15 protein-coding genes are annotated in these 19,615 nt (G+C 69.7%); 6 read left to right on the top strand and 9 right to left on the bottom strand.

The features are described 5' to 3' along the window. The first annotated feature begins 55 nt into the window (after positions 1 to 55). Positions 56 to 466, top strand: coding sequence for a hypothetical protein (locus ACFYX0_RS29370; RefSeq protein WP_388974483.1), 411 nt, complete (start codon positions 56 to 58; stop codon positions 464 to 466). Between the two features lie 256 nt (positions 467 to 722). Here ACFYX0_RS29370 and ACFYX0_RS29365 read toward each other — a convergent pair whose 3' ends face one another. The 3 genes from ACFYX0_RS29365 to ACFYX0_RS29355 all read right to left on the bottom strand — a co-directional run bounded on the left by ACFYX0_RS29365 (position 723) and on the right by ACFYX0_RS29355 (position 3,597). Next, positions 723 to 1,259, bottom strand: a complete 537-nt coding sequence (locus tag ACFYX0_RS29365; RefSeq protein ID WP_388974482.1) for a hypothetical protein — start codon at positions 1,257 to 1,259, stop codon at positions 723 to 725. A gap of 146 nt (positions 1,260 to 1,405) precedes the next feature. Continuing rightward, on the bottom strand, positions 1,406 to 2,833 hold the full coding sequence (gene rox / locus ACFYX0_RS29360) for a rifampin monooxygenase (protein WP_388974480.1): 1,428 nt from the start codon (positions 2,831 to 2,833) through the stop codon (positions 1,406 to 1,408). A 302-nt stretch (positions 2,834 to 3,135) separates the two neighbouring features. Then, positions 3,136 to 3,597, bottom strand: a complete 462-nt coding sequence (locus ACFYX0_RS29355) for an AAA family ATPase (RefSeq protein WP_388974514.1) — start codon at positions 3,595 to 3,597, stop codon at positions 3,136 to 3,138. A gap of 265 nt (positions 3,598 to 3,862) precedes the next feature. Here ACFYX0_RS29355 and ACFYX0_RS29350 point away from each other — a divergent pair, with 265 nt between their 5' ends. Further along, positions 3,863 to 4,771, top strand: coding sequence for a D-2-hydroxyacid dehydrogenase family protein (locus tag ACFYX0_RS29350; protein WP_388974478.1), 909 nt, complete (start codon positions 3,863 to 3,865; stop codon positions 4,769 to 4,771). 732 nt (positions 4,772 to 5,503) lie between these two features. On the opposite strand, the gene ACFYX0_RS29345 is transcribed toward ACFYX0_RS29350, so the two are convergent. The 3 genes from ACFYX0_RS29345 to ACFYX0_RS29335 form a co-directional block, all read right to left on the bottom strand. Continuing rightward, positions 5,504 to 7,174, bottom strand: a complete 1,671-nt coding sequence (locus ACFYX0_RS29345) for a hypothetical protein (protein ID WP_388974476.1) — start codon at positions 7,172 to 7,174, stop codon at positions 5,504 to 5,506. A 660-nt stretch (positions 7,175 to 7,834) separates the two neighbouring features. Further along, positions 7,835 to 10,537 (bottom strand): SpoIIE family protein phosphatase, encoded by a 2,703-nt coding sequence (locus tag ACFYX0_RS29340; protein WP_388974474.1) that lies wholly within the window; start codon positions 10,535 to 10,537, stop codon positions 7,835 to 7,837. Positions 10,538 to 10,938: 401 nt separating this feature from the next. Then, positions 10,939 to 12,045: an alkene reductase gene (locus tag ACFYX0_RS29335; RefSeq protein WP_388974472.1), complete on the bottom strand. Its 1,107-nt coding sequence runs from the start codon at positions 12,043 to 12,045 to the stop codon at positions 10,939 to 10,941. A 429-nt stretch (positions 12,046 to 12,474) separates the two neighbouring features. On the opposite strand from ACFYX0_RS29335, the gene ACFYX0_RS29330 reads away from it, so the two are divergent. From ACFYX0_RS29330 to ACFYX0_RS29320, 3 genes are all read left to right on the top strand, one after another. Next, the gene (locus ACFYX0_RS29330) at positions 12,475 to 13,425 is read left to right on the top strand and encodes a sucrase ferredoxin (RefSeq protein ID WP_388974470.1); all 951 of its coding nucleotides are present in this window, start codon (positions 12,475 to 12,477) and stop codon (positions 13,423 to 13,425) included. An 83-nt stretch (positions 13,426 to 13,508) separates the two neighbouring features. Beyond that, complete coding sequence (locus tag ACFYX0_RS29325) at positions 13,509 to 15,230, top strand: ATP-binding protein (protein WP_388974468.1); 1,722 nt, start codon at positions 13,509 to 13,511, stop codon at positions 15,228 to 15,230. Next, positions 15,227 to 15,916 (top strand): response regulator, encoded by a 690-nt coding sequence (locus tag ACFYX0_RS29320; protein WP_311691863.1) that lies wholly within the window; start codon positions 15,227 to 15,229, stop codon positions 15,914 to 15,916. The genes ACFYX0_RS29325 and ACFYX0_RS29320 overlap by 4 nt, the downstream gene beginning before the upstream one ends. A gap of 17 nt (positions 15,917 to 15,933) precedes the next feature. Here ACFYX0_RS29320 and ACFYX0_RS29315 read toward each other — a convergent pair whose 3' ends face one another. The 3 genes from ACFYX0_RS29315 to ACFYX0_RS29305 all read right to left on the bottom strand — a co-directional run bounded on the left by ACFYX0_RS29315 (position 15,934) and on the right by ACFYX0_RS29305 (position 18,730). Beyond that, a complete protein-coding gene (locus ACFYX0_RS29315; RefSeq protein WP_388974466.1) occupies positions 15,934 to 16,995 on the bottom strand; it encodes an ABC transporter substrate-binding protein in 1,062 nt (353 codons plus the stop codon). 66 nt (positions 16,996 to 17,061) lie between these two features. Then, positions 17,062 to 17,925 (bottom strand): ABC transporter permease, encoded by an 864-nt coding sequence (locus ACFYX0_RS29310; RefSeq protein WP_388974463.1) that lies wholly within the window; start codon positions 17,923 to 17,925, stop codon positions 17,062 to 17,064. Next, positions 17,915 to 18,730 carry an ABC transporter ATP-binding protein gene (locus ACFYX0_RS29305; protein WP_388974461.1) on the bottom strand — a complete coding sequence of 272 codons (816 nt, stop codon included), beginning with the start codon at positions 18,728 to 18,730 and terminating at the stop codon, positions 17,915 to 17,917. Before ACFYX0_RS29305 ends, ACFYX0_RS29310 begins: the two co-directional genes overlap by 11 nt. Before the next feature lie 160 nt (positions 18,731 to 18,890). On the opposite strand from ACFYX0_RS29305, the gene ACFYX0_RS29300 reads away from it, so the two are divergent. Beyond that, positions 18,891 to 19,583 carry a response regulator gene (locus tag ACFYX0_RS29300; RefSeq protein ID WP_388974459.1) on the top strand — a complete coding sequence of 231 codons (693 nt, stop codon included), beginning with the start codon at positions 18,891 to 18,893 and terminating at the stop codon, positions 19,581 to 19,583. The last annotated feature ends 32 nt before the right edge of the window (positions 19,584 to 19,615 follow it).

Here is a 19,615-nt window from a genome sequence, read left to right as displayed (position 1 = left end):
TCGAGAGTTCTATGGGCTGCTAACGCACACGTCTTTGCCTTAGGGGGGTTCTGCGGTGTCCCTCACCCAATCAAGTCCCGACCGGAGTTTCAGCCACACCGCCCTCGAACCCACCCGCGCCCGCAGACTGCTCCCCTCCGGCGCGGCATTCGCCGGGTCGGCCGCCGTCTTCGCCGCGCTCTACCTCGCAGCGGGCGCACCCACGCCGCAATGGCACTTCCCCGCCTGGGTACTGACGGTTGCCTTCGCCTCCTACTCCCTCGGCCTGCTCGCGGCCCTCCTCGTCACCGGCTCCCTGTCCGACCACATCGGGCGCCGCCCCGTCCTCGTCACCTCGCTCCTCGTGGAGCTCGGCGCGATGCTGATGTTCGTCTTCGCCCCGGACATCGGGTGCCGTGCGCCTCGAGGTGGTGGCGTTCCCGTCCCGCGAGGAGGCCACCTTCGACAACCTCGTCGAGGTCGATAAGGCCGCGCATCGCGGACATGCCGCATTGCTGGGGCCGATCATCCGTCACTTCAGGCAGTTGGAGAATCAGAACGCAGGCAGACGGAGGTCCGCAGAGGCCACGGGGGAAGGCCTCTGCGGGCTACCACGATCGTAGCCAAGGATCACAACAAGCAGAGCCCTCGGAGTCCCGCAAGGGACACTGTGCCCCAACGGGCAACATCAACGTGGACACATCCGCTCCGCACGGCACATGGTGTGCCCATGGGGGAACGTGTCAGGAGTCCGTCCGCGGTTCCTGGGGCTCCTCGACCGCGTACCTGACCGACTGGCCGTCACGGCACCTGCGCGCGACACCCTTGGCGACCAGCGACTCCAGGGTATTCCTCACCACGACCTTGCCCGGAGGGGTGATGGGCGAGCTCTGGAGCGCGACATGAACGTCACGGACGGAGACGGGTTCGGTGGCTTTGTGCAGGAGTTCCAGCACGACATCCCTGACCAGCGGGCCGCGTCGCCGTCCGCCGGGCCTGCGACGCTCCCCGGCGCCGCTCCCGTTCTTCGGTACGGAAGCCTTTTCGGGCAGTGGAGACCGCGGCGCCTCCGCCGGACCGGGCTCGGTGACCGGAGACATCGGCCCCGACTCACCGAAGATGTTCTCCCACAGTTTGCTCAGCAGGGCCCGGTCGACGGCCAACTCATTGAGTCTGGTCTGGACTTCGACGATCTCGGCGTCCACCCGCTCCAGGTCCGCACGGACCCGCGTGGCGTACGCGTCGGTCAAACCCACTCGGCCGTTTGCCTCTACGGACATCGCCATCCTCCCTTTGGGGCAGTGTATCGGATGTGCGGTGTGCCAATACGTCCGGAAATCAGCAGGCTTGTGACGGTGGGTCAGTGACGACATCATGCTTCGCGGTCGTCGGTTGCGTCGTCGTAGCGCAGATGTGCCAAACGTCCTCAGTCGACGGGCGCACCGAACCATGTGGGAAGCCGACCGAGCAGCTCCTGCTGATCCTCACCGACCCACGCGACGTGGCCGTCCGGCCGCAACAGCACTGCGGGCGCCTCCAGTTCCCCGCTGACGTCGATGACGTGGTCGACCCGATCCGCCCAGCCCCGCACCGAGAGTCGGCCGGTCTGGTCGAGCAGCAGCCCACGCCCGCCGTGCATCAGCTCGTAGAGACGACCCTGCTTGAGTTTCACGTCCCGCATCCGCCGGCCGAGCAGTTCTTGGCCCTCGCCAAAGTCGTAGCGGACCCCGACCGCCGTGATCATCTCGGTCACGTACCGGTTCACCTCCTCGAAGTCCATCAGCCGCGAGAGCAGTTCCCGCAGCGCGACCGCACCCGGGTCGGTTCCCAGCAGTGTGATCTGCGCGCGGGTGTTGTCCAGCACGCGGGCGCCCACCGGGTGGCGCTCGGTGTGGTAGCTGTCCAGCAGACCTTCCGGGGCCCAGCCGTCGACCGCGGCGGCCAGCTTCCAGCCGAGGTTGAACGCGTCCTGCACGCCCAGGTTGAGCCCCTGTCCGCCGGTCGGCGGGTGGATGTGGGCCGCGTCGCCGGCGAGCAGCACCCGGCCGACCCGATAGCGCTCGGCCTGCCGGGTGGCGTCGCCGAACCGGGACAGCCAGCGGGGCGAGTGAATCCCGAAGTCGGTGCCCGCGTAGGTCCGCAGCTGCTTCCTGAACTCCTCCAGGGTCGGCGCGGCCGCGCGGTCCTCGGCCACGCCGTCGGCGGGCACGCCGATGCGGTACATGCCGTCTTCGAGAGGGATGGCGCCGAACCGCAACTGGGTCTTGCGGACCTCCTCGACGACGGCGGCGACCGTCGCCGGATCCTCGGTCACCCCCATGTCGCCCAGCAGCGTCTCGACCTTGGCGGGTTCGCCGGGGAAACCGACGCCGAGCCGCTTGCGCACCGTGCTGCGGCCGCCGTCGCAGCCGACGAGGTAGCGCGAGCGCAGGTGCGTACCGTCCGCCGTCTCGACGGTCACCCCGTCCTCGTCCTGGCTCAGTGCCACCACTTCGCAGCCGCGCCGGATCTCGGCCCCGAGTTCGAGGGCGCGCTCGTTGAGGAGTTGCTCGATGACCGGCTGCGGGATGCTGAGGCCGTACGGGTGCGCCGTGTCCAGCCGCTCCGGCCACGGCTTGTGGATACCGCCGAAGAACCCTCCGGCCCGGAACTTCTCACTGACCGCGAGGAACCGGTCCAGCAGACCGCGCTGGTCCATCATCTCGACGCTTCGGGTGTGCAGACCGCGTCCGCGGGACTGCTCGGTCGGCTCGGGCAGTTTCTCCAGCACGACCACGTGCACATCGTGCAGCCGCAGCTCGGCGGCCAGCATCAAGCCGGTCGGTCCGCCGCCGACCACGATCACATCAATCATCACTACGCCCGTTCGACGAGAGGGGATTTCGGCCGTCCGCTCCCGCGAAATACAGCGGCACGCGCACTCCGGCGAATCCGTGGTTTCCGCAGGTACTGGCTTCGGCCGGAGATTGTGCAGCACGAACGGGGCCTTGCCGCAAGGCCCCCGGTGCGCTATATCTTGAGAGTGGCAGGGAGTGGGTGATCTCCTTGCCCTTTCTTTTGCCGCCGCACCGGCCGGCCCACGTACCCGGATCATCAGTCCCGGGGTACTGCGACCGCCTCAAGGGTCATTTCGCGAGAAATCCTCACGGCGAATGATCACGCAGTGCGTTCGCCAGCTGCACCCGGGAATGAATCCGTGCGGCTCAGGTGGTCCACCCATTGCAGGTCGTTGATGGCGATCAGGGCGGGTGACTCACCAACCGCCTCGTCGAGCAGCTTGGCGATATGGTCGATGAACACCATCGGTTCGTCCACCAGGGCGAAGGCCACATCCAGTTGACTGCTCGGCAGAAAGGGAACTCGCCCACAGCTCGGCGTCAGAAGCAGTGCCGAGCCGGGAGCGAGCCGGTCTGCCGCGCGCGCCTTGAGCCACGTCGCCCGGAAGCCGGCCGGGCGGGCCTCACGCCGTAGCGCGGCGAGGAGCGCCGACTTCCCGATGCCGGCCTCCCCACCGATGACGACCACTCCGCCTTGGCCGGTTCGTCGTGTGCGGCGCAGTTCGGCGAGGGACTCCGAGATGGCGGCCGACGTGCCGCGGAGAACCGGCGACGGCGCCACGTTGTTCAAACTCCGTTTCACAGGTGTCGCTGCGCCGTGCAGCCTCGCTGAAGTGGTTGCCTCCAAGTGTGTGGTGTCCAGACCATAACCGAGCACTCCTGGGTGGCCGGGGCGGTTCACCGGCGGTGTTCGCCGTGAGTGTCTGCCAGGTTGGTGTTCGGTGTGTCTGGTGATCGGCCGTCTCACCCCTCGATGTGATGCAGCGGCATCACATGGTCATGGTCGACGGGAGGGAGGTGCCCGGTCATGGGAAGAGGACGACGGGATGTATGTGCATGTCATCGTGTTGCCCGGGGGCGGCTATGTGCAGCACGCGCCGCACGAGGCCGAGCCGGTGGTCGGTCGGCTCAACGGGCTGGGCTGGGAGGCAGGCGTCTTCCGGTATCCGCTCAATGTGCGGCATCCCGCGCCGCTCACGGCACTTCAAGCCGAGGTCGGGCGGCTGCGAGCCACCACCGGACCCGGCAACGCGGCGATCGACGTCGACACCGCCCGGCAGCTGGGGATCACCGTGTGCGGCACAGGGTACTTCTCGTATCCGACGGTCGAACTGACGTGGGGCCTGATTCTCTCCGCCACGCGCCTGATTCCTCAGCAGGTCGCGTCCGTGCGCAACGGCGGCTGGCAGGTGGGGCTGGGCACCAGCCTGCACGGTGCCACTCTGGGAGTCCTCGGCCTGGGTCGGCTGGGTACCCGTGTGGCGGAGATCGGCCGGGTCTTCGGCATGGAGACGATCGCGTGGAGCCAGAACCTCACACCGGAGGACGCTCAGACGAAGGGCGTAACGTACGTCTCACGTGACGAGTTGTTCGCTCGCTCGGATGTGCTGAGCGTTCACGTCGTGCTCAGCGAGCGCACGCGCGGGCTGGTCGGCGCGCGTGAACTGCGCCTGATGAAGCCCACGGCGATCCTGGTCAACACATCACGAGGGCCTGTGATCGACGAGACCGCGCTCTTGGGCACCCTCCGGGAGAAAAGGATCGCGGGGGCGGCACTGGACGTCTTCGACCGCGAACCGCTGCCCGCCGACCACCCTCTGCGCTCCATGGAGAACGCCGTGGTGACCCCGCACACCGGCTATGTGAGCCGGGATCTGTACGAGGTCTTCTACCGGGACGCGGTCGAGGACATCGCAGCGTGGGCCGCGGGTTCTCCGCAACGCACCTTGACCTGACGGCGCCACCCTCTCCCTCAACGGGCGCACTGCCTGACCAGGTGGATGCGCCGTTGAGGCGCGCTGTCGCCGGGTGGGTCCAGCGCCCCGCCGGTTCGGTTCGCGGGGTGAACATGGGGTTGCCCGCGCCGGTCGCTCGGGGCGCGCCCGACTCATAGCGGAGAACGGGCTCTCGCCGGTGAGGCGCGTCAAGGACTACCTCCTCGGTGTCATCGACGGCGCGTTCCTCCAGTCCTCGCGACGGGGGTGCTACGTCACCAAAGTCACGGTCGACCTGGCGGTCATCGACGAGGAGGTGGCCAAGATCGCCAAGAGTGCCCGCGCTGCGTACCGCGTAGACGAATCCTTCTCGTCCCGCCTACGACGCCGGGTACGGTACGGTCACTCGGCTCCGGGGCGCGGAGCCGCTGTGCCGGTGGACGGCGTCCCCAGCGCGCCGTTCGGGCGCACCCGCGCACAGGGACGGGGGGCGAGAACGCTGCCGGGGACACGGACGCGGCGGAGGCAGGGAATCTCTTGAACGGCTCCGTGTCGCTTCATGGTTGCTCCCGATCGATGCGTGGTTCCCCAGGCACTGTGGTTCCGGCCTGTCGAATAAGAAGAACCAGCAACAAGGAAGCCCGCATTCCGCAGCCCTGTGTGAGGCAAGCCACACCACACAGCACGGGTGACGCGGGTGCGCGGCGAACCCACTCGTGCAGCAGGCTCGCCGTGCCGGACCGTCGAAACCGCTCAGTGCTGCGTACCGGACGCCCAGAGCGCGGCACCGCCCTGGCTGATGACCACGTTGCCGTCGTTCTGCAGCACCAGGTCGGCGCCGTTGTGTCCCTCGGTGCCTGACGACCACACGGCCTGATTCGCGCTGTTGTACACGACCAGGTTGCCGTCCGCCTGGAAGACGGCGTGGTTGCCCGCTCCAAAGGTGTTCGACGCCCACCGGGCGTGTCCCTGCTCGTCGTAGATGACCAGATTGCCGTCACCCTGCATCGTCAGGTGAGCGAGGGTGGCGGACCACGACTGCCCGGCGGACAGGGTACGGGTCGCCTGGATCACCACCGTGGTCGCGTGCGCGTGCGGGTCGGCGCTGTGCCTGGGGCTCGTGACCGTGTGCCGGACGGGCACCGCGCTGCTGCGGGGCACGGCGTGCTTGGGCGTCTTCCGCTGCTGGGGCACGGCGCTCGGGGACGCCGTCACGGCCTGCTTCTCGTTCTTCGCGGCGGGCCCTCGGTGCTTGCCGGTCCCCGTGGAGGTGAGAGCGCTCGTGCCGGTGGTCCCGGCCGAGGCGTCCGGGGTCCCGGCGCCGGCGTCCTCGGTGCCGAGTGCGGCGCGTACCGGGGTGTCGTGGTGCTCGGCCTGCTGCTTCTGGTCCCCGGGGCCACGGCCGAACAACAGCAGGCCACCCCCGACGAGGAGGACTCCCGCGGCGCTCGCGGCCGCAAGCAGCGGCCTGCCGGAGCGGCGCATGTTGCGCGTGGCGCGGTCAGCGGCGCCGGAAGCCGCCTGGGTGCCGATCGCGGAGGCCTGACGCACCGAGGCGACCGGGGCCGCTTCGGTACTGATCGCGGGGACCGGAGCCGCCTCGGCGGCGATCACGGGGGCCTTACGTTCCTCGGCGGCCGGAGCGGCCTCGGCACCGATCCCGGCGGCCGGAGCCGCCTCGGCGGCGATCACGGGGGCCTTACGTTCCTCGGCGGCCGGAGCGGCCTCGGCACCGATCCCGGCGGCCTGAACCTCCACGGCGGCCGGAGCCGCCTCGGCGGCGATCACGGGGGCCTTACGCTCCATGGCGACCGTAGCCGCCTCGGTACCGATCGCGGCAGCCGGAGCCTCCTCCGCATCCACAGCAGCGGCCGGAGCGCTCCCGGCGAGGCCGTCCGGCCGTATCTCCTTGGAAGCAGAGACGGAGAGCTCCGGTGCCTCTGCCGCGGCCGTCGTCTCCTCCGCGGCCCCCGCGGCCCCCGCGACCACGCCGTACTCCACGCCGTGCGCGGATGCGACGACGGGGGACGGCTGCTCCGACGGCAGAAGCGGGGCGTCAGGGGCTACGAGGCCAGGAGCAGGGTTGTCTGATCCGGCCGCGGTCTCCTCCATCGGCTGCGGCGCCGCCTCGGCCTCACTGTCCGGCGTGGCGGGGACGGCCCGCTCCGCGGCTGCCGGAGCGACACCCTCTTCGGCAACGCTCGCCACAGGCCCGTGGTCCTCCGCGGCCGTCACCGGCGCCTCATCCGCGCCGGGGGCACCCGGGTGGGCGCGCTCCTCGTCGGTCTCCGCATCGGCGGCCTCGTAGAGCGAGTCCATGCCCCAGGCCTTGAGGTCGTCGCCGGTCATGGTGCCCCAGGACTCGACCTCGTTGTCCGTACCGGTGTCGGAGGCCCTTGCCGGACTCCCTTGCGTCTGCCTCATGCGATGTCCAAGCGTTAATCAAGAGTGGATACCGTGGAGTACACCGATCATTTCATGGCACCATCCGCTCCTGAAGCACCATCAGTGTCGTTGGCTGTCTGATGCTTTCACAAGGCAGGCTGTCCGACTGGTGATCAGGTGAGCGGAAAATGCCTCCGTCCGGAGAGAATTGGGATGGTTGAGGCCCACAATTCCCCCTTGCGTAAAACACCCGACGGCTATTTTTCGCCAGACTGCGCAGAATTCAGCGCGAGTCGGCCACCGAGTGGGCCACCGTGCCGGCGCCCGGTCAAGCGGGCGTGTCCCCGTCGACCAGCGCGCGATGCAGGGCCTTGAGGTCGCCGACCCGCCGCCGAGGTGTGGGCTCTCATCGGTGACTTCTACGCCGTGGAGAAGTGGATGCCCGGCGTCGCCGGTGTCCTGAAGAACGAGGACCGGCAGACCCGGGTCATCACGATGCATGACGGTGCGCGGCTCGTCGACGCCCGCCTCACGGTGACGGCTCTCGGCCCGGACCGGTCCGAGATCGACTGGGCCGCCGAGTTCGAGCCGGCGCCGGGAGTCACCGAGGAAGCGGCCACGACCGCCATGGTGGGCTTCTACCAGGCGTGCCTTGACAAGGTCGCGGCGGAACTCGGCGCGTGGGAAGCCCTCATGGGCTCACCGGGACAGGTCGGCGGTCAAGGGCTGTTCGGTCCAGATGCATTTGCCGGAGACGGTGTAGCGGGCGCCCCAGCGGCTGGTGAGAGCGGCGATCAACTGGAGCCCGCGGCCGCTCTCGTCGGTGTCGGTCGCGCGACGGATCCTGGGCATCGTCGGGCTCGCGTCGGTGACCTCGCAGACAAGGGCCCGGCCTCGTAGCAGCCGTAGCGTGATCGGTCCTCTCGCGTGGCGTACGACGTTGCCCACGAGTTCGCTGACCACGAGTTCGGTGGTCATGATCAGCTCGTCCAGATTCCAGGCCGCGAGCTGATCCCGGACGCAGGTACGAGCCTGACCGGCGGCTTTGGGATCGTCCGGCAGTTGCCGGCAGAAGACGTCCTCGGCAGCCAGTGCGTGCGGGCGGGCGACGAGCAGCGCGCTGTCGTCGCGGACGATGTGCCGCTCGGGCAGCAGGGTGGTGATCAGGCGGTCGCACAGGTCGTCGAGGGTCTCCGTCGCCTGAACGCATACAAGATCGGGCCGGTCGAGGTGCAGCTGGCGGGCCAATCGGTCCATGCCTTCGTCGATGTCCAGCTCGTCGGATGCGACGAGGCCGTCCGTGTAGAGCGCGAGCAGGGCGCCGTCCGGCAGGCTGAACTCGGCCATGTCGAAGGGCGGGGCGGCAGCACCGAGCGGCGAGTTGACGGGCAGGGCGGGGAAGTAGGTGGTTCCGTCGGGCAGGAGTACGGCCGGCGGGGGGTGACCGGCGGTGATGGCCTGGCACACTCCGGTGGCAGGGTCGTAGATGATGCAGAGGCAGGTGGCGTAGAAGTCGTCCCCGAAAGTGCTCACGACTTCGTTGAGGTGGAAGAACAGCTCGTCCAGCGGCTGCTCCAGGTCGGCGAGCGTACGGCCCGCGCTGCGCAGGCGGCCCATGGCGATGGCCTCGGCCATGCCGTGGCCCATGACATCTCCGATGACCAGGGCGACCCGCTCGGACGACAGCGGGATGACGTCGTACCAGTCGCCGCCGACATCCATGCCCTCACCGGCGGGCTGGTAGCGGGCGGCGGTGCTCACAACGGGCAGGCCGGGCAGGGTCCGCGGCAGCAGACCGCGCTGGAACTCATGGGCCTGGCGGTGCTCGGCGTCGAACAGCCGGGCTCGCTCCACGGCCTGGGCGACCATGCCGCTCATCGCTGTGAACAGGGTGCGTTCTTCGCTGCTGAAGAGGTGCGGACGCTCGTAGACGATGCAGGCGACGCCTACGGAATGCCCGGACGCCATCAGCGGCAGGATGGCCCACGCCTGGGCCCCGCTCGTGGCCGGCAGGGCGGAGAGCTCCGGGTAGCGGCCGAGGAACTCCTCGACACAGGAGATGAAGTGCGGAGGGCCTGTGATAAGGCTCTGGACGGACGCGGGGAGGTCGGTGACGCGGGCGCCTTCGAATCGGTGCAGGGTCTCGTTCGAATAGCCGGAGTTGCCCACCAGAAACGCCCGCCCGTTCTCGTGAACCCACACGCCGACGCCTTTGGCGCCGAACAGGGGCACCATACGGGTGGCGATCACATCGGCCACATCGTGTCCGGTGACCGCTACGGCCAGGGTTTGGGTCAGCTCCGCGATGCGGGCCGTGCGCTCGACGGCGGCGCCCTCGGCGGCCGCCGCCTCGGCCTGCCGCCGCCGCCTGCTGCTGATGTCGGTGACACGCAGGGTCAGGCCGTCCGGCAGCGGGGTCAGTCGCACATGCAGCCATCGGCCGGTGTCCGAGTGGATGTCCAGTTCGGTCTGCCCGTCCTCGGCCCCGGCCTGCAGGTCCAGCGCGCGCAGCGCGGGCACCGCCTCCCACAGCACGCTCCCGAGCAACTCCCCCGACGGCGCGAGAAGGCGCTCTGCCTCCGGATTGGCGAAGATGATCCGACAGGTGCGATCGACGGCGAGGAATCCGTCGCCCATACGTCGTAGGGCTTGCTCCGCCGATTCCCCGGCCAGGTGGCCCGAGCTGATGTCCCGCACGATCCCGGCCAGACGAGGGCCGGAGCCGTCGTCGGGGCTCGAAGCCTGCCCCCGGACCTCCACCCGGCGCAGGCTGCCGTCCGGCTGACGGACCCGGAACTCCACCTGGCAGAGCGTGTGGGCCCGGATGGCCTCGTCGAGCCGGGCCAGCACCAGCGGCAGATCCTCCGGATGGACCAGCCGCCGCCATGTACGGATCCGACCGTCGAACCCCTTCGCGTCGATCCCCAGGATGTCGAGCGCGGCACCGTCCCAGATCACCTGGCCGGTGCGGAAGTCCCAGCCCCAGAATCCGACAGAGGGGTCCGCGGCGGGATAGCGCCCCGGGCGACCCGTGTCCGCGGCCCCGGGGTGTCCCGCACCGCCGTGCAGAGCGTCGGCGATCCGGCCCGCCGCGACCGTGAGTTGCCGGTGCAGCGCCGGCTCCTGCGGTCTGCGCGTGAAGACGGAGAGCGCGCCGAGCGGCTCGTCCGGGGCCGGTATCGGCACCGAGAGCAGTCCGGTTCCCGCGGGCAGGCCCGGAGAGGACGCGTCGAGACCGGGACTAACGGCCGTCCAGGCCGGGGCGTTCGTACGGACCGCGCAGGCAGGCGCGTTCGGCGAGCCGCGGTCGACCTCGTCCCAGTGCCGGGCCGACGGCCCCTGGAGGCCACCGTCCACTGCCAGATACAGGCTGTGGCTTCCCGGGGCCCCGAGATGCACCATGCCACCCACTGCGTGGAGCACCGCGACCGCGCAGTCCAGTCCGATCCGTAGCAGTTCGTACGTGCTCGATCCCGCACTGTACGGACGACAGGGGCGGGGGCACGGGTTCCCGGGCATCGCCGGAAGCCCTGCCCGCTCCCGCCACGTCCGGGCCATACCTGCTCTTGCCCGACATCATCTCCCCACCTGTCAAACCGGTCAGAAAAGATACAGACAAACACTATCCGAAGTGGTGCAATTGCGTGGATTTCGAGCTTCCAGGATCAGAAGGTCCGATGCAGCCCTGCGGACCTCGCCGATCGGCCCGGGTCGCGCGCGGACGGCGCGCCCCGGACCCGGCAGGCAGCAACCCGGTCGTGCGGTGGTCACCTGTGACCACGGCACGCCTCACGCCTTACGCCTCACGCCTCCAACGCCGGGTAGTCGGTATAGCCGGCGGCGTCCGGACCGTGGATGAGCGCCCTCTTCGGTTCGGCGAGCGGCGCATGGGCGGCGAATCGGGCCAGCAGATCGGGGTTGGCGATGAACGGCTGCCCGTAGGCGACCAGATCGGCCAGGCCGTCGGCCAGGACCGCGTTCCCCCGGCTCCGGTCGAAACCGACGTTCGCGATGACGGTGCCCTGGTAGACCTTGCGGAAGTGCCGGAACATGCCGTCACCGGCCATGCCCTCCAACGGCCCTCCGGTGACGTCGGCCATCATGCCCATGAGCAGGAGATGTGACAGTTCGTAGTCGTTGAGCCGTCCGAGCACGTACTCGCTCTCGGGCAGCGCCTCGGGCCCTGAAACGAACTCTCCCGCCTCAGCCCAGGCGGGTCCGGCCTTCACGCCGACGCGCCGCAGGTCGACGAACTCACCGACGGCTTCGATGATCTCGAAGAGGAACCGGGCACGGTTCTCGATCGAGCCGCCGTAGACGTCCGTGCGCACATTGGTGCGGGGATTGAGGAACCGGCTGATCAGATAGTTGAAGCCCCCCTGGAGCTGGACACCGTCGAATCCCGCCGCCATACCGTTGCGGGCCGCCGCCGCATAGTCGGCGATCGTCTGCCGGACGTCCTGCGCCGACATCGCCAGGGGCTCCACGGTGGGCCGGCGGCCGGACGACGTCGGAGACAGCAGCCCGGGGTTCACGGCCGACGGCGCAAGGGGCGGGTGGCCGTCGAAGAAGTCGGGGCGGGAGGCCGAGCCGGTGTGCCACAGCTGAGCGAAGATCACACCGCCCGCCCGGTGGACCGCGTCCGTCCCGCGCCTCCAGCGAGCGACCTGCTCGTCGCTGTACAGCCCCGGGACGTCATGCCATCCGACCGCATCGCGGCTGATCCACACCCCATCGGAGATGATCAGACCGGCCGATGCCCGCTGCGCGTAGTACCCGACGTGGAGGTCGGTGGGCAGGAGGTCGCTGTTGCGTGCGCGGCTCCGGGTCAGCGGCGCCATGACCACGCGGTTCGCCAGAGCGAGGTCGTGCATCTCGTACGGCTGAAGCAAGGGCTGTGCGGAACTCATGTTCGTCTCCTGGTGTGGGGCTCCGGGAGCGGCGACGGGATGCGGTCGACGGCATTGTCCGACCTCACACCGTTCCTTAAAGCGCGGATATGTGCTTTAGAGGCAGGCTGGCACTTTCGCACACTAAGGCAAATCTTTGTGCTCTAAGGGGGTGGTGCGGCATCGATCACCCCCTCCCGCCACTGCCGCGCGACCGCCATGATGAGCGCCCGCGGGGTCCGGCGTCGGGGGCGGCGGACCGATCGGGCGGGCCATCCATCGAAACCCTGACGGGACGTCATTTCGGGTACTGGACACGGCGCTCGGGCCGTGGGCGACGTGATCGGCGCCCCTCCGCACGCTCTCGTCGAGGTTCTGGCGCGCTTCAACGCGCCCCAGGAGCGCGAGGCTGGAAGTCGGCACAGAGGAAGTCAGGTTAGGCTCACCTCTGTGAGTACGTGCACGACCGCGTCCCGGGACCTCGACGAGCCCCTCGCGGGGACCGCGGCGACCGCCAGGACCTGGCTGCTTCTGGAGCAGCCCGGCCCCTGGGGCCCGAAGGCGCTCACATCGAGCCATCTGGATCCGGCGCTCGGCCGCGCCCTGGAGGCAGCCGCGGACGGCACCGGCGTGCGCATCGCGCTCATCCGCCGCCCCGGCCGGCACGCCGACCACGGCACGCCCGCCCAACGGCAGGTGTACGCGGCCCACACCGTTCCCGGAAAGGTATGGCTGCACGCCGCCATGACGGCCGAGCCGGAGCGGTTGCTCGACCTGGACTTCACGGCGCTCGGGAGCGGCGCTCCCCGTAGCTTCGACGTGTCGCTCCAGGGCGAGCCCCACACGGGCGACCCCCTCGCGCTCGTCTGCACCAACGGCAGGCGGGACCGCTGCTGCGCCCTGCTGGGGCGCCCGCTCGCGGCCGAGCTGGCGACCTCGGGGGTCAAGGGTGTCTGGGAGGTCACCCATCTCGGTGGCCACCGCTTCTCCCCCACACTTCTCGTCCTTCCGTTCGGATACGCCTACGGGCGGGCCCAGGCACCGCACGTCAAGGAGGTCCTGCACGGCCTTCGCGAAGGGCGGGTCGTGGTGGAGGGCTGTCGTGGCAACTCCGCCTGGGAGCGGCCCGCGCAGGCGGCGGAGCTGGCGGTGCGCACATCGGCCCACGAGTACGCGGCGGACGCGCTGACCGTCGTCCGTACGGACGGTGCCGCTCCGCGCTGGGAGGTCACCGTCGCCCACGCCGACGGCCGGCTGTGGCGCGTTCTGGTGGCGCAGGGCGCCTCTCTGCCGCCGCGCCCGGAGAGCTGCGGTTCGCCGCTGGGTTCGCCGGCCCGGATGGATGTCGTGTCGGTCCGGGAGCTGCGTGCCACGGCCCTCGCGGACCACGCGCACTGCTGAGCCGCCGGCCCGGCGGCCGCCTCGGGGAGATCGGTGTCACCCCACCTGTGGCAGGGGCCGTCCGTCCCCGTACCGTCGTACGCATGAGCCCATCTCCCCCTGCACGACGGCTGCGTCTCGGGCTGCCGCGGCGGATGTTCTCGCAGCTGCTGCTCATGCAGGTGGCGATCGCCGCAGGCGTCGCCGTGCTCGCGACCGGGCTGTTCCTGGCCCCGCTCGGTCGCATGCTGGACGACCAGGCGATGCGTCAGGCCTTGGCGATCGCGCAGGCCACGGCCGCCCAGCCGCAGATCGCCAAGGACCTGCAGTCGACACGGCCGTCGGTCGACGGGCCCGTGCAGGCCGAGGCGGAACGTATCCGCAAGGCCAGCGGGGCAGAGTACGTCGTGGTGATGAACATGCGGCATGTGCGCTGGTCGCACACGGACCCCACGCAGATCGGCAAGAAGGTCTCGACCGACCCGAGTGAGGCCCTGGCCGGCAAAGAGGTCATGCAGATCGACAGCGGCACCCTGGGCCGCTCGGCTCGCGGCAAGGTGCCCCTGCGGGACGCGCACGACCGGATCATCGGCGCGGTCTCCGTGGGCATCGAGTACAACAGCGTGCGGGCCGGGCTGCTCCACGCGATACCGGGGCTGTTCGCGTACGCGGGCGCGGCTCTCGCGATCGGCGCGCTGGCCGCGTATCTGATCTCGCGCAGGGTGCAGCGGCAGACCCGCGACCTCGCCTTCTCCGACATCTCGGCGCTGCTGGCCGAGCGGGAGGCGATGCTGCACGGCATCCGGGAAGGCGTCGTCGCCCTGGACCACACGGGCCGGGTGCGCCTCCTCAACGACGAGGCGCAGCGGCTGCTGGGCATCGGCGACGAGGTCGTCGGCCGGTCCCTAGACGACGCGCTCGGCGAGGGCCGTACGACCGATGTGCTCGCCGGACGGGTCACGGGCACCGACCTGCTCACCGTGCGCGGTCACCGGGTCCTGGTCGCCAACCGCATGCCCACCGACGACGGAGGTGCCGTCGCCACCCTGCGCGACCGCACCGAGTTGGAGCAGCTGGGCCGGGAACTGGACTCCACACGCGGCCTGATCGACGCCCTGCGCGCCCAGGACCACGAACACGCCAACCGGATGCACACGCTCCTGGGACTGCTCGAACTGGAGATGTACGACGACGCCGTGGAGTTCGTCGGCGAGGTGGTGGGAGATCACCGGGCCACCGCGGAACAGGTCACCGAGAAGATCCACGATCCACTGCTCGCCGCGCTGCTGGTGGGCAAGGCCACGGTCGCCGCGGAGCGCGGTGTGGCCCTGTGGATCGCGGACCGCACGCTGCTGCCGGACCGGTTGATCGATCCGAGGGGGGTGGTCACGATCGTGGGGAACCTGGTCGACAACGCACTGGACGCCGTCGCGGGCACACCGCACGCGCGCGTGGAGGTCGAACTGCGCGCCGAGGGGCGTACGGCGGTCCTCCGGGTGTGCGACACGGGGCCCGGAATCCCGGCCGAGCGACGGGAGTTGGTCTTCACCGACGGATGGTCGACCAAGCAGCCCCCGGCCCACGGCAAACGCGGGATCGGTCTGTCGCTGGTGCGCCGGCTCGCCGAACGCCAGGGCGGCACGGCCCATGCGGACGAGGCGGAGGGCGGCGGCGCGGAGTTCACCGTCGTACTGCCGGAGGCCCTTGAGGAGCCGGGCCCGCCGGCTGAGGACCGCCTTGGCCTCATTCCCACGCAGAAGACACCCGTAGACAGCGGAACCGGTCTGCGGGCACCTGTGCGCGGGCACAAGGAGGAGTCGCGATGAGCCGGCCGATCGATGTCCTCGTGGTGGACGACGATCTGCGCGTCGCGCGGGTCAACGCCGCGTACGTGGAGAAGGTCCCCGGCTTCCGGGTGACCGCGAAGGCGCACAGCGCGGCCGAGGCACTGCGCCGGTTGGAGGCTCCGCCCCGACCGGACCTGGTCCTGATGGACCACTATCTGCCCGACGACACGGGGATCGCGGTCGTCCAGGAGATGCGCCGACGTGGTCACGACACCGATGTGATCATGGTGACCGCGGCCCGTGACGTGCAGACCGTGCAGGCGGCGATGCGGCACGGCGTCCTGCAGTACCTGGTCAAGCCGTTCGCGTTCGCGGGCCTGCGGGCCAAGCTGGAGGCCTACGCCGAACTGCGCCGCACCCTCGACGGCGGCGGTGAGGCCGAGCAGCCCGAGGTCGACCGCATCTTCGGCGCCCTGTCGGCCGGTTCGGTGTCGGGGCTCCCGAGGAGCCACTCCCCCACCACCGCGGACCTCGTGCGCCGTGCCCTGATGAGCGCCGAGCAGCCGCTCTCCGCGCAGGAGATCGCCGACCGGACCGGGCTGAGCCGGCAGACCGCCCAGCGCTATCTGAAGCTCCTGGAGCGCACGGGACGGGCCACGCTGACCCTCAGGTACGGCGACGCGGGCCGCCCGGAGCATCGCTACTCCTGGACGGCCCGCGCCTGAGGGCACGGCCGGTGGGCTCAGCCGGCGGCCTTCTTGGCGAACTCCGTGGTGTACGTCTTGTCGAGGTCGATGGTGGCGTTCTTGATGTTGGGGTTGAACGCCTTGAGGACCTTCTCGACTGTCTCGGGGCCGTTCTGGGGCATCACGCCGTCCGTGGTGAACATCGGCAGCGTGCTCTTGATGGCGCTCGCGTAGAGCGTCTGGTCGCCCTGGGAGTAGTCGGCGGGCATCTTCGCGGCGATCTCGTTCGCGGAGTGCGTGGACATCCACTTCAGGGTCTTCACGAACGCGTTGACCAGCTTCTGGACCGTGTCCTTGTGGCTGTCGACCCAGTCCGTCTGCATGTAGAGGCTGGACGACGGGTACGGGCCGCCGAGCGCGTCCTGCGACCCCTGGGGGGTGCGCATGTCGACGAGCACCTGCCCGAGGTTCTTCTGGATGACCGTGGCGACGGTCGGGTCCGTGGTCATACCGGCGTCGATGGAACCCTTCTGGAGGGCGGAGACGAACGTCGGGCCGGCTCCGACAGCGACCGGGCTGAACTCGCTCACCTGCACGCCGCTCTTGACCGCCAGGTACTTGGTGAGGAAGTCCGTCGAGGAACCGAGGCCCGTGATCCCGAGCTTCTTGCCCTTGAAGTCCTTGGGCGAGCTGATGTCCTTGGCAGCCTTGTTGGAGACGATCTCGACCTCACCGGGCGCGTGCGAGAACTGCACCACGGACTCGACGTGCTTGCCCTTGGTCTGCAGGTCGAGCGTGTGGTCGTAGAACCCGACGGCTCCCTGGACCTGTCCGGAGACGAGCGCCGTCTCGGCCTGCACGCCGGCCGGCTCGCTCAGCAGCTCCACGTCGAGGCCCTCGGCGTCGAAGTAGCCGAGCCGCTGGGTGAGCATGGCGGGCATGTAGATGACCTTGTCCAGGCCGCCCACCATGATCTTGACCTTCTCGCCCTTGCCGTCGCCCTTGCTGCCGGAACCGGAGGAGGCGGTGGAGGCGGCGTCGTTGGCACAGGCGGTGAGCGAGGTGGCGGCGAGCAGGCCGCTGACGGCGAGAGCGGCGATTCTGGCGGACTTGCGCATGGCGGTTCACGTCCTTGTGAGATGGCGGTGCGGGAGAAACAAGCGGGGAAGGAGCGAAGGGAGGGATCAGTGCTCGGAGTCCGACGGCTTCCAGCGGAAGATGCGGCGCTCGGCGAAGGTGAGCAGTCCCTCGGCCACCAGCGCGACGACCGCGAGGATGACCATCGCGGCGTACACGCCCGCCGCGTTGAAGGTGCCCTGCGACTGGGCGACGAGCAGACCGACGCCCTTGGTGGCCCCGATGTACTCGCCGACGATGGCACCGATGAGGGCGAAGCCGAAGCTGACGTGGAGGCTGGTGAAGATCCACGAGGTGGCCGACGGGATGACGACCTGAAGGGTCACACGCCGGTCACTGGCGCCCAGGATGCGGGCGTTGGCGACGAGGTTGCGGTCGACCTCACGGGCGCCCTGGAAGGCGTTGAAGAACACCGGGAAGAAGACCAGGACGACGGCCGAGGCCACCTTGGAGGACGGGCCGAGCCCGAACCAGATCACGAAGATGGGCGCGAGGACGATCCTGGGGATCGAGTTGAGCACCTTGATGTACGGGCCGAGGACATCGGCGAGGAAGGCGATCCGGCCCAGCGCGATACCGCAGAGCACACCGGCCACCACACCGATGATCCAGCCGATCAGCGCCTCCTGGAGGGTGACCCAGATCTGCTCGCCGAGCGAACCGAGCGCGGTGCCGTGGGTGATCCAGGTGTGGATCTGGTCCCAGATCTTCGAGGGCATCGAGAAGTTGAACGGGTCGATGACCTCGGTCCGGGCGAGCACCTCCCAGAGGCCCAGCACGGCGACCAGCAGCAGTACACGCGCCAGCAGGACGACGGCCTTGCGCTTGCGGGCGGCACGCGCGCGTGAGTGGGCGCGGTCGGACTGGGGCGTGTCGACCGTGGCCGGCGCGGAGATGACGTCAGGCGACACGGGCGGCACCCCTCTCGCGGGTGATGCGGACCTCTTCGCCGAGCGACTCCCAGATCTCGCGGTAGATCTCGATGAACCGCGGCTCCAGACGCACCGACTCCACCTTGCGGGGGCGCGGCAGATCGATGTCGAAGACCCGCTTCACGGTCGCGGGGCCCGCCGTCATCACGACGACCTTGTCGGCCAGCGCGATCGACTCCTCCAGGTCGTGGGTGACGAAGACGACGGAGGCGCCCGTGCCCTCCCACAGCTCCAGCAACTCGTCGGACATCAGCGCCCGGGTCTGCACGTCGAGCGCCGAGAACGGCTCGTCCATGAGCAGGATCTCGGGGTCGTTGACGAAGGTCGCGGCAAGGGCCACACGCTTGCGCTGGCCGCCGGAGAGCTGGTGCGGGTAGCGGTCCTCGAACGCGGCGAGCCCGACCCGGCCCAGCCACTCGCGGGCCTTCTCCCGGGCCTCCGCCTTGGGCATGCCACGGAAGCGGGGGCCCGCCATGACGTTGGACAGCACCGTACGCCAGGGGAACGTGGCGTCCTGCTGGAAGACGAAACCGACCTTGTCCCCGACGCCCGCGACGGCCTCGCCCGCCACCAGGACCTCGCCCTCGGTGGGCTCCTCCAGACCGCTGACCAGGGTCAGGGTCGTCGACTTGCCGCACCCGGTGGGCCCCACGACGGCGACGAACTCGCCACGCCCCACCGTCAGGTTCAGGTCCCGGACGGCCGTGTGCAGACCCCCCGACGGGGTCTTGAAGATCTTGCTCGCGCCCCGTAGCTCGATGGCGGGGCTGGTGTCTGTGCTCATGGCCGGGACCGTAGATGTGGTGCGAGCCACAACTGCAGTCTTGTGAGCGCAACCCCGTCTTCTGCTTGCAAGAGTCTGTTGTGCTCATTTTGCTCGCGCTACAACAGCGGAGCCGAAACACGGGCTTAACGCTCGCCTGGGCTTGAGGGAGAGAGGCCCGATGATTGACGTCCTGGTCGTGGACGACGATTTCCGCGTCGCCGAGATCAACGCGAAGTATGTGGGGAAGGTTCCCGGCTTCCGGGTCGCCGCCCGCGCGCACAGCGCCGCCCAGGCGCTGGCCGCCGTGGAGCGTGCCCCGATCGACCTGGTCCTGCTCGACCACTATCTGCCCGACCGGACGGGTCTGGAACTGGTCCACCACATGCGGGAACGCGGGCACGGCACGGACGTCATCATGATCACGGCAGCCGGCGACGTGGCGACCGTGCAGAACGCGATGCGCCTGGGCGCCCTGCACTACCTGGTGAAGCCGTTCACTTTCGCGGCCCTGCGCACCCGCCTCGACTCGTACGCCGCCCTGCGCCGCACCGTCGACCGGGTCGGCGGCCGGGGGGTGGCGGGCCAGGAACAGGTCGACCGTATCTTCGGCGCGCTGCGCACCACCCCGGTCTCCTCGTCGCCCAGGCTGCCCAGCGGCCACTCCGAACCCACGACGGACCTCATCTGCGACGTGCTGCACCACGCCGAACGGCCGCTCTCGGCCCACGAGGTGGCCACCAGGACGGGCCTCAGCCGTTCCACCGCCCAGCGCTATCTGCGCCACCTGGAACAGGCCGGGCGACTGCGGCTCTCCCTGAAGTACGGCGACACGGGCCGGCCGGAACACCAGTACACGTGGGTGGCGCCGTAGGGCAACGGCCCGGCGGGACCGGGGTCTTGCCC

This window comes from Streptomyces sp. NPDC002573 (assembly GCF_042889625.1).
GTDB classification, from domain to species: domain Bacteria; phylum Actinomycetota; class Actinomycetes; order Streptomycetales; family Streptomycetaceae; genus Streptomyces; species Streptomyces gibsoniae.
Note: the sequence above shows the minus strand (reverse complement) of the source record. Positions and strands in the feature narration are given on the sequence as shown.

What these genes read in the sequence shown, in the direction of transcription:
- ACFYX0_RS29320 (WP_311691863.1), top strand. Translation starts at nt 15,227, where the DNA reads ATGAGCCGGCCGATCGATGTCCTCGTGGTGGACGACGATCTGCGCGTC.
- ACFYX0_RS29325 (WP_388974468.1), top strand. Translation starts at nt 13,509, where the DNA reads ATGAGCCCATCTCCCCCTGCACGACGGCTGCGTCTCGGGCTGCCGCGG.
- rox (WP_388974480.1), bottom strand. Translation starts at nt 2,833, where the DNA reads ATGATTGATGTGATCGTGGTCGGCGGCGGACCGACCGGCTTGATGCTG.
- ACFYX0_RS29350 (WP_388974478.1), top strand. Translation starts at nt 3,863, where the DNA reads ATGTATGTGCATGTCATCGTGTTGCCCGGGGGCGGCTATGTGCAGCAC.
- ACFYX0_RS29315 (WP_388974466.1), bottom strand. Translation starts at nt 16,995, where the DNA reads ATGCGCAAGTCCGCCAGAATCGCCGCTCTCGCCGTCAGCGGCCTGCTC.
- ACFYX0_RS29305 (WP_388974461.1), bottom strand. Translation starts at nt 18,730, where the DNA reads ATGAGCACAGACACCAGCCCCGCCATCGAGCTACGGGGCGCGAGCAAG.
- ACFYX0_RS29300 (WP_388974459.1), top strand. Translation starts at nt 18,891, where the DNA reads ATGATTGACGTCCTGGTCGTGGACGACGATTTCCGCGTCGCCGAGATC.
- ACFYX0_RS29340 (WP_388974474.1), bottom strand. Translation starts at nt 10,537, where the DNA reads ATGGTGCATCTCGGGGCCCCGGGAAGCCACAGCCTGTATCTGGCAGTG.
- ACFYX0_RS29365 (WP_388974482.1), bottom strand. Translation starts at nt 1,259, where the DNA reads ATGTCCGTAGAGGCAAACGGCCGAGTGGGTTTGACCGACGCGTACGCC.
- ACFYX0_RS29345 (WP_388974476.1), bottom strand. Translation starts at nt 7,174, where the DNA reads ATGAGGCAGACGCAAGGGAGTCCGGCAAGGGCCTCCGACACCGGTACG.
- ACFYX0_RS29335 (WP_388974472.1), bottom strand. Translation starts at nt 12,045, where the DNA reads ATGAGTTCCGCACAGCCCTTGCTTCAGCCGTACGAGATGCACGACCTC.